The 19,724-nt window shown below is 67.6% G+C and carries 15 protein-coding genes; 5 read left to right on the top strand and 10 right to left on the bottom strand.

Annotation, left to right across the window (positions count from 1 at the left end; all coding sequences use genetic code 11):
• Nucleotides 1-145 precede the first annotated feature (145 nt).
• Complete coding sequence (locus KEG38_RS53030; RefSeq protein ID WP_272428672.1) at nt 146-1,537, bottom strand: FAD-binding oxidoreductase; 1,392 nt, start codon at nt 1,535-1,537, stop codon at nt 146-148.
• 84 nt (nt 1,538-1,621) lie between these two features.
• Between KEG38_RS53030 and KEG38_RS53025 the strand changes: the two genes are divergently transcribed.
• Entirely contained in the window at nt 1,622-2,896 is a 1,275-nt protein-coding gene (locus tag KEG38_RS53025) for a type III PLP-dependent enzyme domain-containing protein (protein ID WP_272428670.1), read from the top strand.
• 7 nt (nt 2,897-2,903) lie between these two features.
• Here the strand turns inward: KEG38_RS53025 and KEG38_RS53020 are convergent, their stop codons facing one another.
• From KEG38_RS53020 to KEG38_RS53010, 3 genes are all read right to left on the bottom strand, one after another.
• Nucleotides 2,904-3,605, bottom strand: coding sequence for a class I SAM-dependent methyltransferase (locus KEG38_RS53020; protein ID WP_272428668.1), 702 nt, complete (start codon nt 3,603-3,605; stop codon nt 2,904-2,906).
• Nucleotides 3,606-3,668: 63 nt separating this feature from the next.
• Nucleotides 3,669-4,586, bottom strand: a complete 918-nt coding sequence (locus KEG38_RS53015; RefSeq protein ID WP_272428667.1) for a DNA adenine methylase — start codon at nt 4,584-4,586, stop codon at nt 3,669-3,671.
• Nucleotides 4,587-4,732: 146 nt separating this feature from the next.
• Complete coding sequence (locus tag KEG38_RS53010) at nt 4,733-5,359, bottom strand: CDP-alcohol phosphatidyltransferase family protein (protein WP_272428665.1); 627 nt, start codon at nt 5,357-5,359, stop codon at nt 4,733-4,735.
• Nucleotides 5,360-5,506: 147 nt separating this feature from the next.
• Here KEG38_RS53010 and KEG38_RS53005 point away from each other — a divergent pair, with 147 nt between their 5' ends.
• Nucleotides 5,507-6,718, top strand: coding sequence for an LIC_10091 family protein (locus tag KEG38_RS53005; protein WP_272428663.1), 1,212 nt, complete (start codon nt 5,507-5,509; stop codon nt 6,716-6,718).
• A 243-nt stretch (nt 6,719-6,961) separates the two neighbouring features.
• Here KEG38_RS53005 and ggt read toward each other — a convergent pair whose 3' ends face one another.
• Nucleotides 6,962-8,752, bottom strand: coding sequence for a gamma-glutamyltransferase (gene ggt, locus KEG38_RS53000; protein ID WP_272428662.1), 1,791 nt, complete (start codon nt 8,750-8,752; stop codon nt 6,962-6,964).
• 108 nt (nt 8,753-8,860) lie between these two features.
• Here ggt and KEG38_RS52995 point away from each other — a divergent pair, with 108 nt between their 5' ends.
• Nucleotides 8,861-10,549, top strand: coding sequence for a choice-of-anchor Q domain-containing protein (locus tag KEG38_RS52995; protein ID WP_272428660.1), 1,689 nt, complete (start codon nt 8,861-8,863; stop codon nt 10,547-10,549).
• Nucleotides 10,550-10,608: 59 nt separating this feature from the next.
• Here KEG38_RS52995 and KEG38_RS52990 read toward each other — a convergent pair whose 3' ends face one another.
• From KEG38_RS52990 to KEG38_RS52975, 4 genes are all read right to left on the bottom strand, one after another.
• Nucleotides 10,609-11,937: a GAF domain-containing sensor histidine kinase gene (locus KEG38_RS52990; protein ID WP_272428658.1), complete on the bottom strand. Its 1,329-nt coding sequence runs from the start codon at nt 11,935-11,937 to the stop codon at nt 10,609-10,611.
• A gap of 147 nt (nt 11,938-12,084) precedes the next feature.
• A complete protein-coding gene (locus tag KEG38_RS52985; protein WP_272428657.1) occupies nt 12,085-13,659 on the bottom strand; it encodes a L,D-transpeptidase in 1,575 nt (524 codons plus the stop codon).
• The gene (locus KEG38_RS52980; RefSeq protein ID WP_272428655.1) at nt 13,656-14,597 is read right to left on the bottom strand and encodes a type 1 glutamine amidotransferase family protein; all 942 of its coding nucleotides are present in this window, start codon (nt 14,595-14,597) and stop codon (nt 13,656-13,658) included. The genes KEG38_RS52985 and KEG38_RS52980 overlap by 4 nt, the downstream gene beginning before the upstream one ends.
• Before the next feature lie 62 nt (nt 14,598-14,659).
• Nucleotides 14,660-15,244: a hypothetical protein gene (locus KEG38_RS52975; protein WP_272428653.1), complete on the bottom strand. Its 585-nt coding sequence runs from the start codon at nt 15,242-15,244 to the stop codon at nt 14,660-14,662.
• Nucleotides 15,245-15,335: 91 nt separating this feature from the next.
• Here KEG38_RS52975 and KEG38_RS52970 point away from each other — a divergent pair, with 91 nt between their 5' ends.
• Complete coding sequence (locus KEG38_RS52970; RefSeq protein ID WP_272428652.1) at nt 15,336-17,546, top strand: prolyl oligopeptidase family serine peptidase; 2,211 nt, start codon at nt 15,336-15,338, stop codon at nt 17,544-17,546.
• 340 nt (nt 17,547-17,886) lie between these two features.
• Here the strand turns inward: KEG38_RS52970 and KEG38_RS52965 are convergent, their stop codons facing one another.
• Nucleotides 17,887-18,801 (bottom strand): HU family DNA-binding protein, encoded by a 915-nt coding sequence (locus KEG38_RS52965; protein ID WP_272428651.1) that lies wholly within the window; start codon nt 18,799-18,801, stop codon nt 17,887-17,889.
• A gap of 92 nt (nt 18,802-18,893) precedes the next feature.
• On the opposite strand from KEG38_RS52965, the gene KEG38_RS52960 reads away from it, so the two are divergent.
• Complete coding sequence (locus KEG38_RS52960; RefSeq protein WP_272428649.1) at nt 18,894-19,604, top strand: hypothetical protein; 711 nt, start codon at nt 18,894-18,896, stop codon at nt 19,602-19,604.
• Nucleotides 19,605-19,724 lie beyond the last annotated feature (120 nt).

Genomic DNA, 19,724 nt, shown 5'->3' with positions numbered 1-19,724 from the left:
GGTCTTGACTCGGCCTGTTCGATGAACTGCGCATCGCGCAGTTCATCGACCCCGGGTCCAGCGCTTGCGCTGGTCCGGGTCCAGGGGCGGATAGCCCCGGTGGGGCCTGGGGCAAAGCCCCAGCGAATCGGCCCCCGACGAGAGGCTAAAATACCTTCCCTGGATTCATGATCCCCAGCGGATCGAGCACGCGTTTGATCGCGCGCATGATCTCGATCTCGGTCCCGGATCGTGAATAGCCGAGGTAATCCTTCTTGAGGAGACCGATCCCGTGCTCCGCCGAGATGGAGCCCCGGTATTTCCGGACGAGCTCGAACATCGTGTGATCGGCCTCGTGCGTGCGCGCGAGGAATGCCGCTTTCTCCATCGCGTCGGGCTTCATCACGTTCACGTGCAGGTTGCCGTCGCCGATGTGCCCGAACAGCGCGATCTCCCAGCCTGGATAACGCGCATCGAACACGCTCTCGAGCTCTGCGCAGAAGCCTTCGAGCTCCTGGATCGGCAGTGCGATGTCGTTCTTGTGGGGCATCCCCGTCGCGCTCAGGCTCTCGCTGATCCCCTCGCGTAGCGCCCAGATCGCGGCCGCCTCGCCTGCGTGTTGCGCGAGTGTCCCGTCCGTCACCACGCCTCGCTCGAACAGCGACCCGATCCACGCTTCGAGCGCTTCCGGCTCGGCCCGCTCCACTTCGAGCAGCACGTAATACTCGCTCGGCGCCGCGAGTGGCTCGCGCACGCTCCGGTGCCGCCGCACACGCGCCATGCATTTTTCCGTGAAAAACTCGTATGCCGTGATCACGAAGGGACCCGTGCGCGCCTCCTTGAACAGCGCGAGCACGCCCGCGAGGTTTGGCACGGCGAACAAGAGCACGTCGAGCTTGCCCGGCAGCCGCGTCAGCTTGAGCGTCGCCTCCGTGATGATCCCGAGCGTCCCCTCGCTCCCGATGAAGAGCTGCCGCAGATCGATCCCCGTGTTGTTCTTTTCCAGCGCGCCGCCGAGCTCGAGCACCTCGCCGCTCGCGAGCACCACCTCGAGCCCGAGCACCCACTGCCGCGTCAGCCCGTAGCGGATCACCTTCACGCCGCCCGCGTTCGTCGCGATGTTCCCGCCCACCTGGCTCGATCCCTTCGACGCGAAATCCACGGGCCACGTCAACCCATGCTCGCCCACGTGCCGGTGCACCTCCTCCGTCACTGCGCCGGCTTGCACGCGCACCGTCCCGCCGAGCACGTCCACCGAGTTCATCCGCCGCATGCGCGACAGCGACACCACGACCTCGCCCTGCGCTGCCACCGCGCCCGCCGCGAGCCCCGTCCGCCCGCCCGAGGGCACGATCGGCACTTGAAACGCCGTGCAGAGCTTGAGCAAACGCGACACCTCGTCTGTCGAGCGAGGCAACGCCACGGCGGCGGGACGCGGCTCGTGCACCTTCGTCCAGTCGCGACCGAAGGTGGCCAGGTCGGAAGGGTCGACGGAGAGGAAATCGGCTGGGAAATCGCGGGCGACGGCGGCGAGGAACCCTTCGGGCAGAGCGGTCATGGTCGGTCGATACAGTGCCCGCGTCCTCCCTGCAACCGGCAAGCGCCGCTTGACGTGGTGGGCCCCACGGCTACCACGAGCCCGATGAGTCGCTGGATCGAGCGTACCCGCCTGGACGACGCCTCCACCGTGCTCCGGCGCGCCCTCGCCGAGGGCTTCTTCCGCGAGGGCACGTCAGCCGCCCTCTTCCACGACCTCGGCCGCGTCCGCGCGCGCTTTGTCGAGCTCGAAACGCGTTTCCCCGCGGGCACGTTGCACGCCGTCGCGGTCAAGGCGAACCCTGTCGTCGAGATCCTCCGCGCGCTCGTCAACGCGGGCGCGGGCCTCGAAGCTGCCTCCTTCGAGGAAGTCCGCCTCGCGATCGCGGCTGGTTGCCCCGCTTCGCGCATCGTCTTCGACTCTCCCGCGAAGACCCGCGACGAGATCGCCTCGGCCCTCGCGCTCGGCGTGCATCTCAACGTCGACAATTTCGACGAGCTCGATCGGGTCGCGTCGGCGCTCGGAAACACCCGACCGCCGCCCATCGGCCTCCGCGTCAATCCCCAGGTTGGTGGCGGCTCCATCGCGCTCACCAGCGTCGCGACGCGCTCCTCCAAGTTCGGCATCCCGATCGAGCGTCGGGACGAGATCCTTGCCGCGTTCGAGGCGCACCCGTTCCTGTCCGCGCTGCACGTGCACGTGGGCTCGCAGGGCATGCCGCTCGAAACGCTCGTCGAGGGTGTTGCTCGGGTTCATTCGCTCCGCGAGGACATCGAGCGCCGCGTCGGCGCGGGCCGCATCCAAACCTTCGATCTCGGCGGCGGCCTGCCCGTCGCCTACCGCCCCGACGACGTGCCGATCCCGCTCTCCGCTTATGTCGACGCATTAAAAACGAAAATACCGGGGCTCTTTACCGGCGATCTGGGACTCGTCACAGAGTTTGGCCGGGCGATCCATGCAACGGCTGGCTGGGCGGCGAGCCGCGTCGAATACGTCAAGCAGGCCGGCGACGAGCGCCTCGCCGTGATCCACCTCGGCGCCGACCTCCTGGTCCGCCGCGCCTATCGCCCGGACGAGTGGTACCACGAGATCGCGGTCCTCGACGCGGACGGGCGACCCAAGGCCGGTCCGACGGAGCCCGTCACCATCGTCGGCCCACTTTGCTTCTCGGGCGACGTCCTCGCCAAGGGCCTCGCCCTCCCCTGCATCGATCCCGGGGATTTCGTCGTCATCCACGACATCGGCGCCTACACGCTCGGCATGTGGTCGCGCCATTGCAGCCGCGGCCTGCCGCTCGTGCTCGGGTATGACGGAGACACGCTGTCCGTCCTGAAAAACCGCGAAACCCCGGACGACGTCGTCACGTTCTGGAGCCGCTGAAACCCCTCTATCGCCGCATCCCCTGCGGAATCCGGTGGGGCCGGTGCTCCTGCTTCACCCACAGCTTGAGGTGCGGCGCGCCTTCGGGGTCCTCCTCCACGATCTCGTAATCGTGCGGCATCTTCCCGCCAAACCCCTGGTACGTCACGACCCGCATCCCGGTCGGCGCGGCTTCCAGCGCGGCCTCGATCCGCGTCACGTCCTCCTGGAACCGCTCCAACGACAGCGACACCTCGCCGTCCATCTGCCACGACGGCGCGACCAGGTTCTCCTCGAACGGGTTGTAAAAGTAGAGCGCGTCGAAATACGAAAAATCGATGTCCTCGATCGTCCCGTGCACGAGCCGCGCGTTCCTCGCGCCCACGGCGGCGATCACCTCGCGGCCCACGTCCACGAGCGGCCGCCTGTGCTCGATGCCCACGAAAATGCTCTCCGTGACGAGCGCGCCGACGAGACAAAATTTCCCCACGCCCGCGCCCACGTCGAGCACGCGCGCCCGCCCCTCCTGCGCGCAGAGCTTGGCCGCGCGCACCGCGACGGACACGGGCGTCCAGAACCGTGACGAGAGCTCGCGAATGTCTGCGGGATACAGGGCGTCGAGCGCCTCGTCGGTCACCGGCGCGCCTTCGCGGAGCGCCTCGATCGTTTCCCACTGGGACGCAGAAAGCACGAGGGTGCCTGGACGGTGGTGCGGGAGAACGGCGCGCATGCGCGGTTCATCGGACGCGTGATCCGCGACCGGGAGCCCTCCGAAGAGACGCTCGCGGCCGTTTCACCGGATGATGAGCTCTTGAATCCGTCCGCGCCCCGCGGCCTTGCAGTTTATGGCGCGTGACGCCCCCACGGCGGCGAGCTCGAAGCCGTCCCCGTAGAGCGAATACACCTCGGGCGCGGACGAATTCGACAGGAGCACCCGCACGCCGCGCTCCTTGAGCTCGCGCGCCACGTCCCGGAGCCTCTGCTGCTCGCGCATCCCGAACCCGCCGCTCGTGTACGACGTGAAGCTCGACGACGCCGACAGCGGCACGTAGGGCGGATCGAAGTACACGAAATCCCCCGGCCGCGCCCGCGCGGCGACGTCCTCGAACGAGGCGACCCGGATCGAGGCGTGCTTCAGGGCCCGCGAGCAGGCGCGCAGGTTCTCCGCGTCGCAGATCGTGGGGTTCTGGTAATCGCCGAACGGCACGTTGTACTGGTTTTGCCGGTTCACCCGGTAAAGCCCGTTGAACCCCGTGCGGTTCAGATAAATGAACCAGGCGGCCACCTCCACATCGGTCTTCGTGTCGATGTCGCTCGAGCGCAGCTTCATGAAGAAATCGCGATCGTGGGGATACGACGCGAGCAGATCGATGACGTCCTCGACGGCGTCGCGCACGCCGATGTACGTGCGCACGAGCCGCTCGTTCGTATCGCTGAGCTCGGCGCGCTCGGGCATGAGGTGGAAAAAGAGCGCGCCGCCCCCGACGAAGGGCTCGTGGTACGTATTGAAGCGCGACGGAATGCGCGGATCGAGCTCGTGGAGGAGCTGCCGTTTTCCGCCCACCCACTTGATGAAGGGTTTTGCCGTCCCCGGCTCGATTTCACGAATGTCCGGACGCGGCTTTCCGCGGGCCTTGAGGGGCCCGGGGCGGGCGGACGGAAGGGGAACTGGGGCCGGGGTGGGGAGCGTTCGAATCGCGCGCTCGAGCATGTGGATACCCCAGCAATTACAATGGGGGATCGAGCTCGGCAAAACTTTCGAACGAAGAAGTTCGGGACAGATTCTATCGCTGAAAACTTGTCCCGGATTCGTGCGCTGAAAACTTGTCCCTGAACAGCTGATCGGGCATCACGGGTTCAGGGCTTCGGAATGCGGAGCGTCTTCGATATCATCGCGCTCCCGCTCACCACGAACAGCAAAACGAGCGGATGCAGCTCCCACGGCCCGAGCTCGATCGCCCCGCCCGGCAGCGCGGCGCCGATGCGCCCGTTCGCCGCGAGCGCGCCGAAGAGCGCCACGAGCACGAGGCTCGTCGGGATCGGCGTCCCCTCGTAATACTTCACCTTCCCGCCCTCGTCGGCGAGCTGGCTCGCCGTCGCGTTGTACCGCGCGAGCCGGCTGATCCCGCAAGCCACGAAATACACGAGCGCGATCGCGTCCCAGCCCCCGCGCATCCCGAGCCCGAACGCGAGCGCGGCCGGGGCCACCCCGAACGACACGAGATCCGCGAGCGAGTCGAGCTCTTGCCCGAGCATCGACACCTCGCGCCGCGCCCGCGCCACGCGCCCGTCGAGGAAATCACAGAACAGCGCGACCGGAAGCAGGCCGAACGCGAGCCTCAGGAACGTCACGTCGCCCGAGGCCACGTACTTCATCGTCGCCAGCATCGACCCGGTGCCGGCAAATCCATTGCCGAGGGTCAAGAAATCCGCGACTTGAAAGTCACGGATCATCGAGAAGCGGCGGCGTCGGGGCTTCTTCATGGCAGCACTGGCATCCATGGCACAATGTGGGCACGCGGCCAAGATCCACAGCACGACCGCCCCTCCACGCCTTGACATCCTGCGCGTTTCCATCGGACCCTCGACGCCCTGGACGACGCCCGCCCGCCGAGGCGTTCCCGGTCCGCCATGGCCCCCAAGACCCCCCGCCTGCTCCCCCGCCTCGCCCCGCTCCTCGCCCTTCTCCTCGCCACCGCGTGCGACCCGCCCAAGCACGAACCCGCCGCCTCCACGCCCGCTTCCGCAGCCCCGTCCGCCACCGCTTCCGCGCGCGCCTTCGCCTCCGCCGTCGTCCCGGCCTCCGCGCCCGCAGCTCCCGCGTACGGCCCCTTCGGTGAGCTCGTTCGCTCCCTCTCCGAGCCGGGGGGCGACTTCATTTCGGACAACCTCATCTCGAACGAGACCTCGTATCTCCAGACCGCCGACGCGCTCGCGGCACGGCCCGCGGGGGGCGTCTACATCGGCGTCGGGCCCGAGCAGAATTTTACGTATCTCGCGCTCACCCGCCCGCGCCTCGCGTTCATCGTCGACATCCGCCGCGACAACCTCCTCCAGCACCTTTATTATCGATTCCTCTTCGAGGAGGCCGAGAGCCGCTCCCATTTCCTCGCGCTGCTCGTCGGCCGGCCCTACGACGCGGCCACAGCCCCGCCCGCGGACGCCGATGTCGATGCCGTCCTGAAGCACGCCGAGACGAAAGCCCCCGATCCGAAGCTCTTCGCCACGACCGTCGATCGGGCCATGAAGCGCATGCAGGAGGCATACGGCATCACGCTCACGGACAAGGACAAGCGCTCGCTCGCGCGGATGACGCAGGTCTTTTTCGACAAACAGATCGATCTCCGGTTCGAGCTCAAAGAAAACTCCGGCCGCAAATACCCCTCGCTGCGCGAGCTGCTCGGCGCGGCGGACCCGGCGGGCAAGAAGCGCGGCTTCCTCGCGACGAACGAGGCCTTCCGGTTCGTTCAGGCGATGGAGCGCGAGGGTCGCGTGGTCCCCGTCGTCGGCGATTTCGCAGGCGACGGAGCATTCCCCGCCATCGCCGCGTTCCTCCAGAAAAACGATCTCCGCGTGAGCACGTTTTACGTGTCGAACGTCGAGCAATACCTGCTCGAGCCGCCGGTCTGGACGAAATGGATCCGCAACGTCGCCGCCCTCCCGCGCACGGACGACGCGCTCTTCTTGCGGTGCTACCTCGACCAGGGCCAAAAGCACCCGAAGCAGATGGAGGGCCACCGCACGGCCACCGTGCTCGCAAAGATCGGCGATTTCGTCACGCGTGAGCAGAAGGCCCCGACGCGGTCATGGTTCAAGATCGCGACCGAGGGGTTCGTCGACTGAAGCGGGCGCGCCGGGGCGTTGCCCCGGACCCCACGGGGGCTGTCCGCCCCTCGACCCGGACCAGGGCAAGCCCTGGACCTCAGGTGGAAAAACTGCGCGATGCGCAGTTCTTCCAACATGGCCTGTTCGATGAACTGCGCATCGCGCAGTTCATCGACCCCGAGTCCAGCGCTTGCGCTGGTCCGGGTCCAGGGGTGGACAACCCCTGGTCGGGGTCCGGGGTGAAACCCCGGCGCTACGCCATCAAAGCCCGAGCGCGAGCCCGCTCTTGTTACGCGGCTCCGCCGCGCCTGCCCATACGCCGCCTGGCCCTCGCACGATCGACGGTGCGTCCGCGATTGCGTCCCAGGCCTCGAACTTGTGCCCGCGCGCGCCGAGTGCCCGCAGCACGTCCTCCGGGACTCCGCCTTCCTCCATGAAAATTTGATCTGGCAAATGCTGATGATGCACCCGCGGTGCGCCTACTGCCGCGGTCGCGCCCATTCCGTGATCGAGCACGTTCGTGATGACCGCGAGCGCGGCCGAGATGATCGTCGGCCCGCCGGCCGCGCCTGTCACGATTTGCACGGCGCCGTCCGGCCCGACCACGATCGTCGGCGTCATCGATGACAGCATCCGCTTGCCGGGCGCGACCGCATTCGCCTCTCCCTGCACGAGGCCGAAGACGTTTGGCTTTCCGGGCTCGGTCGCGAAATCGTCCATCTCGTTGTTCAGGAGAAAACCGCCGCCCCGCACGACCACGGCTGCCCCGAGCGACGTGTTGATCGTCGTGGTCAGCGCCACGGCTGCGCCGTTGCGATCCACGATCGAGAAATGGGTCGTGTGTTTTTTCTCGTTTGCGCCTCCGCGCCCGGGACCGACCTCGGAGGAAGGCGTCGCGTGGGCCGGATCGATCGACGCGCGCGCCTCTTTGATGGCCTCGGCCGAGAGGAATTCGCCCGTGGGAATCGACACGAACGCGGGATCCCCCAGGAAATAATTCCTCTTCGCGAACGCACGACGGGACGTCTCCACCGTGGTGTGCAGCGCCTCGGGCGAAAGAAATCCCATCTTCCCGAGATCGTAGCCTTCGAGCACGCCGAGCATGAATGCGAGCACGAGCCCGCCGGACGAGGGCGGCGGCATCGCAAACAGCTTGTGCCCGCGATAGCCCATCTCCACCGGCGTCCGCCAGACCGGCCGATATGCCGCGAGATCCTCCGCCGTCACGATTCCCCCGCCCGCCTTCATTTCCTCGACGAGCAGTTTTGCCGTCTCCCCCTCGTAAAACCCTGGCGCCCCGCGCTCCGCGATACGTGAAAGCACCCGCGCGAGCTCCGGGTTTTTCAGGACTGCCCCCACGCCGAGCGGCTTTCCCCCCGGCAAGAACATCGCCGCCGACGCCGGAAACCTCGCAAGATCCGCCGCGCGATCCCGGACGATCTCGGCGAGCCCCTCGTCCACGACGAACCCCTCCTCGGCGAGCCGGATCGCAGGCGCCACCAGATCCTTCCACGGGAGCTTGCCATAGGTACGATGCGCCTCCCAAAGCCCGGCCACCGCGCCCGGCACCCCGGCGGCGAGGTGACCGACGAGCGACGCGTCGTTTTTCCCGAAGAACATCTCCCGCGTCGCTTTCGCTGGCGCGGTCTCGCGGAAATCGAGTGCGCGCACCTCCCCCTTCTCCGGCCGCACGACCATGAATCCACCGCCGCCGACATTTCCCGCCGCCGGAAACACCACGGCGAGCGCGAACGCCACGCCCACCGCCGCGTCGACCGCGCTCCCGCCCTTCTTGAGGATCTCCACGCCCACGCGCGTCGCATCCGCCGCGTCGCTCGTGACCATGCCGTCCCGCCCCGACGCGGGCGCGGCCTTCAGATCGAAGCGCCACGTCGCGGGCACGCGCGCGAGCGCGGGCGGCGCGGCGGACGAAGACGCGGCCGCCGGCACCTCCGGGGGCTTCGCGCCCTCGCCGCACGAGGCCGCGAGAATCGACGAGACGACGAACGTTGCACGAACGAAGAGCCGGCGTGCGGCAGCGTGGGCGTTCACGGGCGCTTCATACCACGCGCGGTAGCGTTGGCTCGCATCGATCGTGCGAACGTCTTCATATTACCGCGCGACTCGCGTAAGGATGGACGGTAACCGCGGAGGTCCTCCATGCGATCTTTCTTTTCGTCCCTCGCCCTCGTCACGCTCACCTGCACCACGTTCCTCGCCTGCGGAGGCAATGGCGGCGAAAACGGAAGTGGTGGCAACGCCGGCAGCGCCGGCAGCGGCAACGGCGGCAGCGCCGGCAGCGGCGGCGATGGCGGCAACGGCGGCGGTGGCGGCAGCGGCGAGGCCCCGTTCATCTGCGATGCGCCGATCCCGCACGCCGACATCTCGAGCCCCACCGCGGTCGTCGGCACGGGCACGCCCGAGAGCTGCACCGAAGCGGCGCTCGACGCCGCGCTCGCGGGCGGCGGCGTCATCGTCTTCGATTGTGGCCCCGATCCGGTCACCATCACCCTGAGCTCGGCCAAACAGATCTTCGACGATACCGTCATCGACGGCGGCAACGTGGTCACGCTGAGCGGCGGCAAGAAGAATCGCATCTTCGAGATGGACACGAAAAACTTCGAGGCCACGAGCCCGACCCTCACCGTGCAGCGCCTCCTGCTCCGGGACGGCAAGGCCTCGGGCACGGCCATCCCGCTCGGCACCGACATCGACGGCGGCGGCGGCGCCATCTACCACGTCGGCGGCAACGTCAACGTCATCGATACCCGCTTTCTGGACAACGAGGCCGCGCTCGAGGGGCCGGACGTCGCGGGCGGCGCGATTTACAGCATCGGCCGCGGCACGCTCACGGTGAGCCTCGGCCACTTCTCGAACAATCGCGCCGCCAATGGCGGGGCCATCGGCGCGCTCGGCGCGTCGATCGTGATCGTCAACAGCACGTTGTGGGGAAACACGGCCACCGGCTACGGCGCCAATTACATCGATGCGAATGGCCAGCAGGCCGGCCGCGGCGGCAATGGCGGCGCGATCAGCATGGATGGCCAGGGCCGCACGCTCTCGCTTTGCGGCGTGGTCGTCCAGAACAACCAGGGCCGCGCCTTCGGCGGCGCGCTCTTCCGCACGGGGTACGAGACCGAGCCGACGACAATCGATCGCTCGACCTTCGAGGGCAATTCCATCGAGGATCACGAAGGTGCCGAGGGAATGTCGAGCAGCGCCGGCGGCCTCTACATCCAGGGCACGCACGTCACGATGACCGCGTCGACCATCGCCAACAACCAATCCGAAGCCTTCGCCGGCCTCTGGATCCTCGGCCACGGCGCGACCCCCGCGATTGCCGACCTCACGAACGTCACCATCACCGGCAACACGACCTACCCCCGCGCCGATTTCACCACGCGCGGCATCGGCGGCGGCCTCATCATCGGCGACAATACTACTGGCAAGGTGACGAACTGCACGATCGCCGGAAACGCCGCGCAGTTCGCCTCGGGCATCTCCAACGTCACGCAGCTCGAAGTCCTCAACACGATTGTCAGCAACGACGCAGACAACGAGTACACGCCCCTCAATTGCACCGGCAACGCGTACGCCCAGCCGCCCGGCACCGGGCAAAACAACCTCCAGTGGCCGAACGGCAAGAAAGACGATATGGATTGCACGCCGGGCATCACCCGGGCCGACCCGCTGCTCGGCGACCTTGAAGGCAATGGCGGGCCGACCCGGACGATCGCGCCGCAAACTGGAAGCCCGGCGATCGGCGCGGGCGCGGGTTGCCCGACCACCGATCAGCGGGGCAAACCCCGGAATCCAGCCAAGTGCACGCTCGGCGCGTACGAACCCTGACGCATTGCAATCGGGTCCCGGGACGGCTTGGCATCACGGGTCAAAAGGAGCCTCGCCCCTCACGTCATCAGCGTGCCCTGGACCAAAGCCGTCGGGAGCCTGAAGCAGAATCGGCTCCCCCGCGGCACGTTGTCCTCGATCCAGCTCGCCCCGCCGTGCGCCTCGACGGCCAATTTGCAGAACGAGAGCCCGAGCCCCCAACCGCTGCGGCCATTTCCTTCGAGCCGCACGTACCGGTCGAAAATGCGTTCGCGCATCTCGGCCGGGACCCCGGGGCCCTCGTCGCAGACGGCGACCGTCACCCACGCGGCGTCCGCGCGCGCCTCGATGCGCACCGTGCTCTTCGAGGGGCTGTACCGAAGGGCATTGTCGACGAGGTTCTGCAACGTGCGCCCGAGGAGATCCCGATCGGCCCGGAGCACGCCCGCGGGCACGTCACAAGACAGCTCGATGGTCTGCTCGTGTTTCTCGGCAATTGGCAAGACGACGTCACGGATCTCGGCGAGCAGCCCACAGAGCTCGACATCGGCGTAGCGCGGCACGAGCCTGCCGTCCTGGCTCTGGGCGATGTCGAGCACGTTGGCCGCCGTGCGGATGATTCGCTCCGCGGAGGAGAACACGACGCCCCAGCGGCGCCGATCCGCGGGCTTCAGGTCGGCGCTCCGGAGCTGGAGCGAGGCCGCGAGCGCGATCGCGGCGGCGGGGCTCTTGAGATCGTGCACGACGAGCGCGCTCAGTTCCTCCTTCTGCCGCTGAAGCTCGAGAAGCGCCGCGTGCTCCTCGGCGAGCTCGCGGCTCCTCGCTTCGAGCTCGCGCGTCCGGTCCTGGACGCGCTTCTCCAGCTCGGCGTAGATCGCGACGTTCTCCATCGACACCGAGGTGCTATCGGCGAGCGCCTGGAGGAGCCCGAGCTCGTGCGGCGTCGCGTGGTGCCGAGACGCCCAGTAATTACCGATTGCGCCGATGGGCGCCTTCGTCCGGATGGGCACCATGCACAAGCTCTGCACGAACGTCGGCCGATAAGCGTCGACGGGGATGCGGGGATCATCATAGATGTCCTCGATGGTGACGGCCTCGCGGTGGAGCATCGCCCAGCCGCTGATGCACGCGGACATCGGGAATCGCCGGCCTTTCCAGAGCGGGGCGATGGCGTTCTCCTCCGCGTAGTAGCAGAGGTCGCCGTCGCGCAGGACGAACGTCGCGCCGTCGGCGCCGGTGAGCTCCCTGGCCGCCTTTCGCACGATCTCCATGATGGCCGGCATGTCGCGCGCGAGCGACAGCTCCTGGACGACGGCAACGAGGGAGGTTGGAGAAGGCTCCCTCCCCTCCGTCCGCACGCATTCCCCGAGGCGTACAGGCTCGACCAGACTGCCGAGAGCAGTCGTCATCTGAGATGGATACGGCAGGGCTCGAGCCATGACAAGCTCGCTGTCGGGCACTCCATTCGATTGTAACCCAACCTGGTCCACCCAGTCGCGCGGAGCGCGGTCGCGTGCCACCGGACGAACGGCTGCCCCTCGCCCTCGGCCGCATCCTCACTTCCGAATCACGATCCACGTCCCCGGCTCGCTCGGTCGCGCGTCCGCGCTCGACCAGCCCTCGGGGACGGGCGGGTCGGTCCAGGCGAACACGATCGACGCGTCCTCGGGCGAGAGGTTGATGCAGCCGCCACTCTTCGGGCTGCCGAAATCCTCGTGCCAGTAGGCCGCGTGGATCGCGAACGGATTGCGGAAGTATTGCACCCACGGTACGTCGGCGATCCAGAACGCCGACGGATCCGGGGTCGCCTCGTCCGTGAGCTGCGCCGCCCGGTATTTCACGGCAATGCGATAACTCCCGAGCGGTGTGAACGCCCCGCGGACGAGCTCCTCCGTGGTCGCCTTCGGCGACGCCGTCACCCCGCCCGCGCCCGGCGACATCAGCGTCGAATACACCGCGCGCCGCCCCTCGAACAGCGTCATCGTCCCGCGCGAAAGCGACACGTCGATCCATTTCTCGTCGGCCCCCACCATCCGAGGCCACTCGTCCGGCTCGGCGACGACCGAAATGTCTCGCGCCCGTGCATACGTCGGCCCGGGCTCGCGCGTCTCCCAAAACAGATCCCCGTCGTGCGTGATCGATTTCCCCGACAACCGCACGAACGTGCGCGGCGCCCAGGTCTCGCCCGTCGCGGCGAACGCACCGCTCTCCTCGCGCTTGTACTTCGTCCGCGCCGTCTTGCGGAACCAGCCGATCGGCAATGAATTCGTGCTGCCAATGGCAACGCCGTGGAACACGCTCGGGCGGAAGGGGCGCATGCGATCGGCGGGGACGAGGGCCAGATCGGGCGAGAGCAGGAACGTGCGTCCCTCCACCGCGAAGGCATGCGAAAAGGAGAGCATGGATCCATGCGGAATCTCCTTGCGCACGAGGCCGCCGCGCCGTCCCGCGGGCACGGGTGCTTCCTTTTCGCCGAGCAGAAACTCCGGAATGGGATCACGCGCTGGGGTCGGCGTGAGCTCGGCGAGATCCTCGTGCCCATCCATCGAGCGGCGGACCCGGGCGAGATCCGCCACGGGCCGCAGGCGTCGCTCGGTCCGGGCTTGCTCGCTCGACGTGGGGATCTGGCCGTACATCGGCGCCCGCGTGGAAAAGGCGTAGTCGTAGGGCCGCGGGCCTTCACGCGGAGCGGCGAGCGCGAGCGCGCGGAAGCGGGGATCGTCGAGGTTGCGGGTGATGGTCTCGTCCTCGCAGATGAACCCGCGAGGCGCGACGGGATAAAAGCGGCCGCTCTTGCAGCCGCCGAGCTGCGAAGGCGGCACCTCCACGGGCTCGTCGCTCTGGAGGATGACGCTCGTCCCCGGACGAACGTCGCCGATCCGGCGCTTTCGGGAGCGATCCTGGTAGATGACGGTGGCGACGCCGATCGATCCGAGGCGGGGCGGCTCGGTGTCCGTGTCCGCTGCTGCTGCCGCTGCGGCTACCGCTGCCGCATCCGCGTCCGCTGCTGCATCCGCTGCCGCGTCCGCGTCCGCTCCTGCCTCTGCGCCCGCGTCGGGCACGGCCTCGGCCTTCGGGCCGCCGCAGCCGGCCGCAAGCGCGCAGAGGAGCGAGAGGACAGTCCGGGTCAATGCGAGGCGAGGATCTCCGAGATGCTCGAGTACCGGCTCGGCGCACGCGTCCCGTAGTGCAGGAGCGAGCCGCCCGCCGTCATCCACGACTCGTCGAAGCGGCCGTCGGGCGACTGGATCCGCACGAGGTGATCGCCGTTGTCGAAGGCCCAGTGCCGGCCGTACGGATCGAAGTGATCGATGAGCGCGCCTTGGCGCGTGCGGATGTGGAACTGATCCGACGGGATGTCCCACGTCCGGTCCACGACGAACTCGTAGATCTGCCAGATGTTGCCCGAGGGGAGCACGCCCCAGTCGACGTTCAGGCCCGCGTCGTTCGGCAGCCCGAAGACACGGTAGTCCCCGAAGCGCCGGGCCGCGTCCCAGAGGTCGCCGTTGCGGCTCGAGTCATGGTGCAGCGTGATCATCGACTTGCGCACCAAGCCAAAACCCTTCGTGTCCGTGTAGTCGTCGTACGTGCGCCGGAAGATGTGCTCGCAGAGCTGATCGGCGCCCGCCGAGAAGCCTACCGTGAGCAGGCCGCGCGCCTTGCGCTCGTGCAGGATCCGCCCGAACTTGCCGGGCTCGCCGCTGAAGCGCGCCCCGAGCTCCTTGTAGCGGTGCAGGCCCGTCACGCTGTGACCGCCGCCGAGGATCACGACCTCCGACGTCCACAAGGAATGCCAGAACGTCTCGACGTCCTCGGCGCGCAGCCCGCTGTTCCAGTAGAAAGGCAGGTACTCGAGGCCGAAGCGATCGTAGAAGCTGAAGAAGTAGCGGAAGTTGCCCCAGGCGAACTCCTGACGTTCGTACTCGCTCCCGTTCTGCGGGGTCTCGGACATCGGGAGGAACAGGATCCGCCGGTTGTTCTCGCCGCGCAGCGCGCGCTGCACGATGAAGTGATCGTGGATCAGGTCGGATCGGTCGTGCGAGCTGTAGACGAGCGAAGTGCCTTTCATGGTCGGGGCAGAGTAGAGTCCCGGAAGGCGCCGTTCGTCAAGGCGATCGTGAAGGACCGCGATCAGTCGACGAAGAGCATCAGGGAGAGCGCGGAAAGGCGCTCGGCATCGCTCCAAGAGGCGAACCCGTGGCCGACCTGGAGCTCGACCTCCTCCGGCTGCCAGCGCCCGTCACAACGCTTCTTCCCCACGTACACCTGCCCGCGGCGCCCGAGGTCGAGCTCACAACGATCGAGCACCACGTGCGCGCGCTCGTCGCTCATCGCGACCTCGACGTTCCTGCCGTAGACGAGCCCGCGCGCCGTGACCAAGCGCGGCTCGCGCTTGACCGTGAGCTCGAACGGGAGCGACGACGCGAGTCCGCTCACGCGATCGCCCTCGACGCGCATGTCGACGAGTCGCCCGTAGACGCGCCCGCGGAGCGCGTGATCGTCCGGATCGGTGTAGCGGCCGAGGTTCACGTCGAGCCCGAGCACGCCGCCCGGGTTCACCTGGCCGCCTATCACCTCGCGTCCTTGGCTGAAGACCGCGAAGCGATTGTAATCCCGGGGTTCGTCGTAAAGCTCCTCTTGCGAGGGGAAGTTCGGCGGAGCCGCACACCCCAGAGGAACCACGAGCGCGAAGAGAGAAAACAGCCACGTTCGCACGAGCACCTCCCTCGACGGAAAACCTGGAGCGAGTCTGCCACGGGATCGGGCCCTTGAAAACCCTCACGACGCATGAGCATCATGCGCGCCGATGAAGCTCCCGCGCACCTCCTCGCTCGCCGTCCTGCCCGTGCTCCTCGCCGCCTGCGCCGGCGCGCCTCCGGCCCCGCCCGAGGGAGGTGGCGACGCTCCCCCGCCCCCGCCCGCGAAGACGACGGAAACCGCCGAGGTCAAACCCGACGCGCCTGCGAAAAAGGCCGCGTTCCCCTACCCCGCGACACGGAAAATCGACGCGTCGGACACGTTCTTCGGCGTCAAGGTCGCCGATCCTTACCGGTGGCTCGAGGACGAACGTTCGCCCGAGGTGCAAGCGTGGGTGAAGGCGCAGGATGACCTCGCGCGCGCCGAGCTCGCGAAGATGCCGAAGCGCGAGGCGTTCGCCGAGAAGCTCCGCGCCCTCTCGTACCTCGAATACATGAGCCCGCCGATCCAGCGCGGGAAACGTTCGTTCTGGTCGCACAAGCCCGCGGACAAGGAGAAGAAGACGATCTACTGGCGCGAGGGCGAGAAGGGTGAGCAGAAGGTCTTGATCGACGTCGCCTCGCTCAGCGCCGATGGCTCGGCCTCGCTCGGCACGTGGGTCCCCTCGTACGACGGCAAATGGGTCGCGTACATCGTGCACCCGAACAACGCGGACGCGGGCCAGATGCGCCTGCGCGACGTGACGACGGGCAAGGACAGCGCGATCGACGTGATCGCCGGCGCCGAGTACGCCGTCCCGCTCTGGACCCCGAAGAGCGACGGTTTTTACTACGTGTCGGTCCCGGTCGATCCGAAGATCCCGGCCTCCGAGCTGCCCGGCTACTCCGAGGTGCGCTTCCATCAGCTCGGCAAGAAGGCGGACACGGACACGCTCGTGCTGCCGAAGAACGGCGATCCCGAGACCGAGCTCGACGCGCAGCTCTCACGGGACGGCCATTTCCTCGTGGTGAACGTCCTGCACGGCGGCAACGTGAACGGGATCAAGTTCCTCGACCTGCGCAAGAAGGGCGCGGCGTGGGTCGATCTCGTGAAGGGCTACGAGGGCTCGATGAGCGCCTTCGCCCACAAGGACGTGATTTACCTCCGCACCACGGAAGGCTCGCCGCGCGGCCGCGTGTACGCGATCGATCCGGCCAAACCGGCCCGTGAGCAGTGGAAGGAGATCGTGCCCGAATCGAAGGACGCGGTGCTCGAATCGGCGGAGATCGTCGGCGGGCACCTCGCGCTCACCTACCTGCGCAAGGCGTCGAGCGAGCTCGAGGTCTGGACGACGGCGGGCAAGAAGGTGCACGCGATCAAGATGCCGGGCATCGGCACGACGAGTGGTCTCTTCGGCGAGCCGGACGAGGATCGCGCCCACTACGTGTTCACGTCGTTCACGTATCCGACGTCGATCTTCGAGGCGAGCGTGAAGACGGGCGAGAGCAAGCTCTGGTACGCGCTCAAGGCGCCGGTCGATCCGGCCCCGTACGCGATCGAGCAGGTCTTCTACCCGTCGAAGGACGGCACGCAGGTCTCGATGTTCGTCGTCCGCAAGAAGGACGCCCCGAAGAACGGGACGACGCCGTTCCTCCTGACGGGCTACGGCGGCTTCAACATCAGCAAGACGCCGGCGTTCTCGCCGATGTACTACACGTGGCTGGAGAATGGCGGCGGCCTTGCCGTGCCGAATCTGCGTGGCGGCGCGGAATACGGCGAGGAATGGCACCGCGGCGGGATGCTGACGAAGAAGCAGAACGTGTTCGACGATTTCATCGCCGCAGCCGAGTGGCTGGTGAAGGAGAAGCTGACGTCGACGGATCGGCTGGTCGCATACGGCGGCTCGAACGGCGGGCTGCTCGTGGGCGCGGTGGCGAACCAGCGGCCGGACCTGTTCAGCGCGGTGCTGTGCGCGGTGCCGGTGCTCGACATGATCCGCTACCCGCTGTTCGGCGACGGGAAGACGTGGGTCGCCGAGTATGGCTCCCCCAAGGAGGAGGCGCTGTTCAAAGCGCTGTTCGCGTATTCGCCGTACCACAACGTGAAGCCCGGGACGAAGTACCCGGCATTCTTGATGCTATCGGCGGACGCGGATGATCGCGTGCATCCGCTGCACGCGTGGAAGACGACGGCGGCCTTGCAAGCGGCGCAGGCGGGGGATCAGCCGGTGCTGATGCGCGTGGAGAAGCACGCGGGGCATGGCGGCGCCGATATGGTGAAGAGCCGCGTGGAGCAAGGGGTCGACATGCTCGCGTTTGCGTTCGGGCACGTGGCGCACTGAGGGAGCGGCGGCGGCGTTGCGCTGGGGCTTTGCCCCAGACCCCACCGGGGCTGTCCGCCCCTGGACCCGGACCAGCGCAAGCGCTGGACTCGGGGTCGATGACCTGCGCGATGCGCAGGTCATCGAACGGGCCGAGGCAAGACCGGCGACGACCTTGCCAACCAAGACCGCCGTGACTGGCAACGCCGTTCCTGGTCTTGCCACGGGCCTGTGGGAAGAACTGCGCATCGCGCAGTTCTTCCCCAAATGGTCCAGGGCTTGCCCTGGTTCGGGTCGAGGGGCGAACAGCCCCCGCGGGGCCCGGGGCAGCGCCCCGGCGCGACGCCTCGCGATGAGACCCCTATCGAACGTTCGCTGCGAGCAAGTTCTCGGTCGCGCCGATGAGCTCGACGTCCGTCGGGACCGGACCGGCGCCGGTCGTGCCGTACCGACGCGAGAGGACGCGAGCAAACGCGTCTTCGCGTTCCGCGACTTCGACGATCACAGCATCGTACGGAAGGCCGTAGTTGCGCCGAAGCTCGGCGTTGTAGGTAAGGGCGTATCGAACCGCGTCGAGGGTGCGGACGAACACGCGCGCATGGTCGACGAGACGCTCGTACTCGCCTTCGAGCTCGAGGAACCGAACGAGCGCGATATCGGAAACACCGGGGGCCTCATACATCACGAACGGATACGTTTGCGCCGACGGATCGGAGGCCGCCATCGCGTGGTCGAGGGCGCGAGCAACCAGAAGCTCCAAGGGATGGTTTCTCTCGAGGGGAACGGGCTCCGTGGGCTCTCCACGCAACGCGCCCTTGAGCACCGTGCTCGGCTTGAACGAGAGGCGTCGCTTTCCCCCCTTCTTCTCGATGCGAAGTTCTCCGAGCCCGGACAACTTGACGACATTCCTGCTCGAGAGCGAGGCGACGAGATGCGCGTGAAGCTTGGGACATGAAACGGTCTGGCCTCCCCTCGTAGCCTCTTCCTCCTCGGCCGAGCGGGGCGCCGATGCATCGTCGACAGCATCGAGCGTGACCGCATCCATGAGTGCCTTCGACGGAACGAAGAGCGGATCGAGCCGCCGCGGTACGAACACGGGCCGGCCGCTGCTCGGCACCACAGAGATGTGCGGTGGAGCATCGACGCACACGAAGGAGCCGAAGCTCGTTTCCACCCGGCCCGACGGCCGCCGGAGCGACGCCGCGAGCGTTCCGCATAGCTCGTTCAGCTCCTGGGCGATGTCGTGGTTCACCATGGCCTCCCGGTCGGTCTCCATCGTAACTCATGTGCGGGTTCGCGAGGACGTGCCAGACGAGCCACTGCCAGAAACGTGACCCGTGTGACCGAGCGGTACTATCGTCGCCCGCCATGAATGTTCGAGGTACGTTGGCCGCGATCGCAGTGCTCGCCGCGGCAGTGGCCGGGACAGCAGCTTCCTCCGCTCTCGCCCAGAACGCCCACCCTCCCGCCCGCGCCAAGCAGCCGGTGATGGAGGTGATCCACCGGATCGAGCAGCGCGTACGGACCACACGTTACGTACACGTTACGCGTGTCGACGAGCGCGCGGGGCGCTACGAGTTCGACTGCTCTGGCATGGCCGCGTGGGTGCTCTCCCGAGCGGCACCTGCAGCCCACGCCGCCGTGATGCGGCACAACGGGCGTGGTCGCCCGGTTGCCCGCGACTACCATGATGTGATCACTGCCGCGCCGAAAAACCATTCGCGCGGCCCATGGCTGCGCGTGGCGCGTATGGCCGACGTCCGCCCCGGCGACATCATCGCGTGGCGTAAACCAGCCACCGTCATGTCGCAGAATACGGGGCATGTCGCCTTCGTGGTCGCACCGCCGCAGCGGCTCGACCGGGCCGGCCACCGCTACCTGGTCCGTATCGCCGACGCGACGTCGATTCCACACGGCGATGATACGCGCGCGGGGCGTAAGCTCTCCGGCTTCGGTTATGGCACCATGCTGCTGTACCTCGACGAGCCGCACGGCGAGCCCACCGGGTTCGGCTGGTTTGGCCTTCCAAAACGTGTCGATTTCCGCACACACGTCGCGATCGGCCGCGCTGTCTTGTAAACGGCAGCATCCGGGGGCGCCTCGCCGGGGCGCTGCCCCGGACCCCGCGGGGGCTGTCCGCCCCTCGACCCGGACCAGGCACGGCCTGGACCGAGGGTGGAAGAACTGCGCGATGCGCAG

It is taken from the genome of Polyangium jinanense, assembly GCF_028435265.1.
Lineage (GTDB): Bacteria > Myxococcota_A > Polyangia > Polyangiales > Polyangiaceae > Polyangium > Polyangium jinanense.
Note: the sequence above shows the minus strand (reverse complement) of the source record. Positions and strands in the feature narration are given on the sequence as shown.

Coding starts and splice junctions, on each gene's coding strand:
- KEG38_RS53030 (WP_272428672.1), bottom strand. CDS start 1,537: ATGACCGCTCTGCCCGAAGGGTTCCTCGCCGCCGTCGCCCGCGATTTC.
- KEG38_RS53025 (WP_272428670.1), top strand. CDS start 1,622: ATGAGTCGCTGGATCGAGCGTACCCGCCTGGACGACGCCTCCACCGTG.
- KEG38_RS53020 (WP_272428668.1), bottom strand. CDS start 3,605: ATGCGCGCCGTTCTCCCGCACCACCGTCCAGGCACCCTCGTGCTTTCT.
- KEG38_RS53015 (WP_272428667.1), bottom strand. CDS start 4,586: ATGCTCGAGCGCGCGATTCGAACGCTCCCCACCCCGGCCCCAGTTCCC.
- KEG38_RS53010 (WP_272428665.1), bottom strand. CDS start 5,359: ATGAAGAAGCCCCGACGCCGCCGCTTCTCGATGATCCGTGACTTTCAA.
- KEG38_RS53005 (WP_272428663.1), top strand. CDS start 5,507: ATGGCCCCCAAGACCCCCCGCCTGCTCCCCCGCCTCGCCCCGCTCCTC.
- KEG38_RS52995 (WP_272428660.1), top strand. CDS start 8,861: ATGCGATCTTTCTTTTCGTCCCTCGCCCTCGTCACGCTCACCTGCACC.
- KEG38_RS52990 (WP_272428658.1), bottom strand. CDS start 11,937: ATGACGACTGCTCTCGGCAGTCTGGTCGAGCCTGTACGCCTCGGGGAA.
- KEG38_RS52980 (WP_272428655.1), bottom strand. CDS start 14,597: ATGAAAGGCACTTCGCTCGTCTACAGCTCGCACGACCGATCCGACCTG.
- KEG38_RS52970 (WP_272428652.1), top strand. CDS start 15,336: ATGAAGCTCCCGCGCACCTCCTCGCTCGCCGTCCTGCCCGTGCTCCTC.
- KEG38_RS52965 (WP_272428651.1), bottom strand. CDS start 18,801: ATGGAGACCGACCGGGAGGCCATGGTGAACCACGACATCGCCCAGGAG.
- KEG38_RS52960 (WP_272428649.1), top strand. CDS start 18,894: ATGAATGTTCGAGGTACGTTGGCCGCGATCGCAGTGCTCGCCGCGGCA.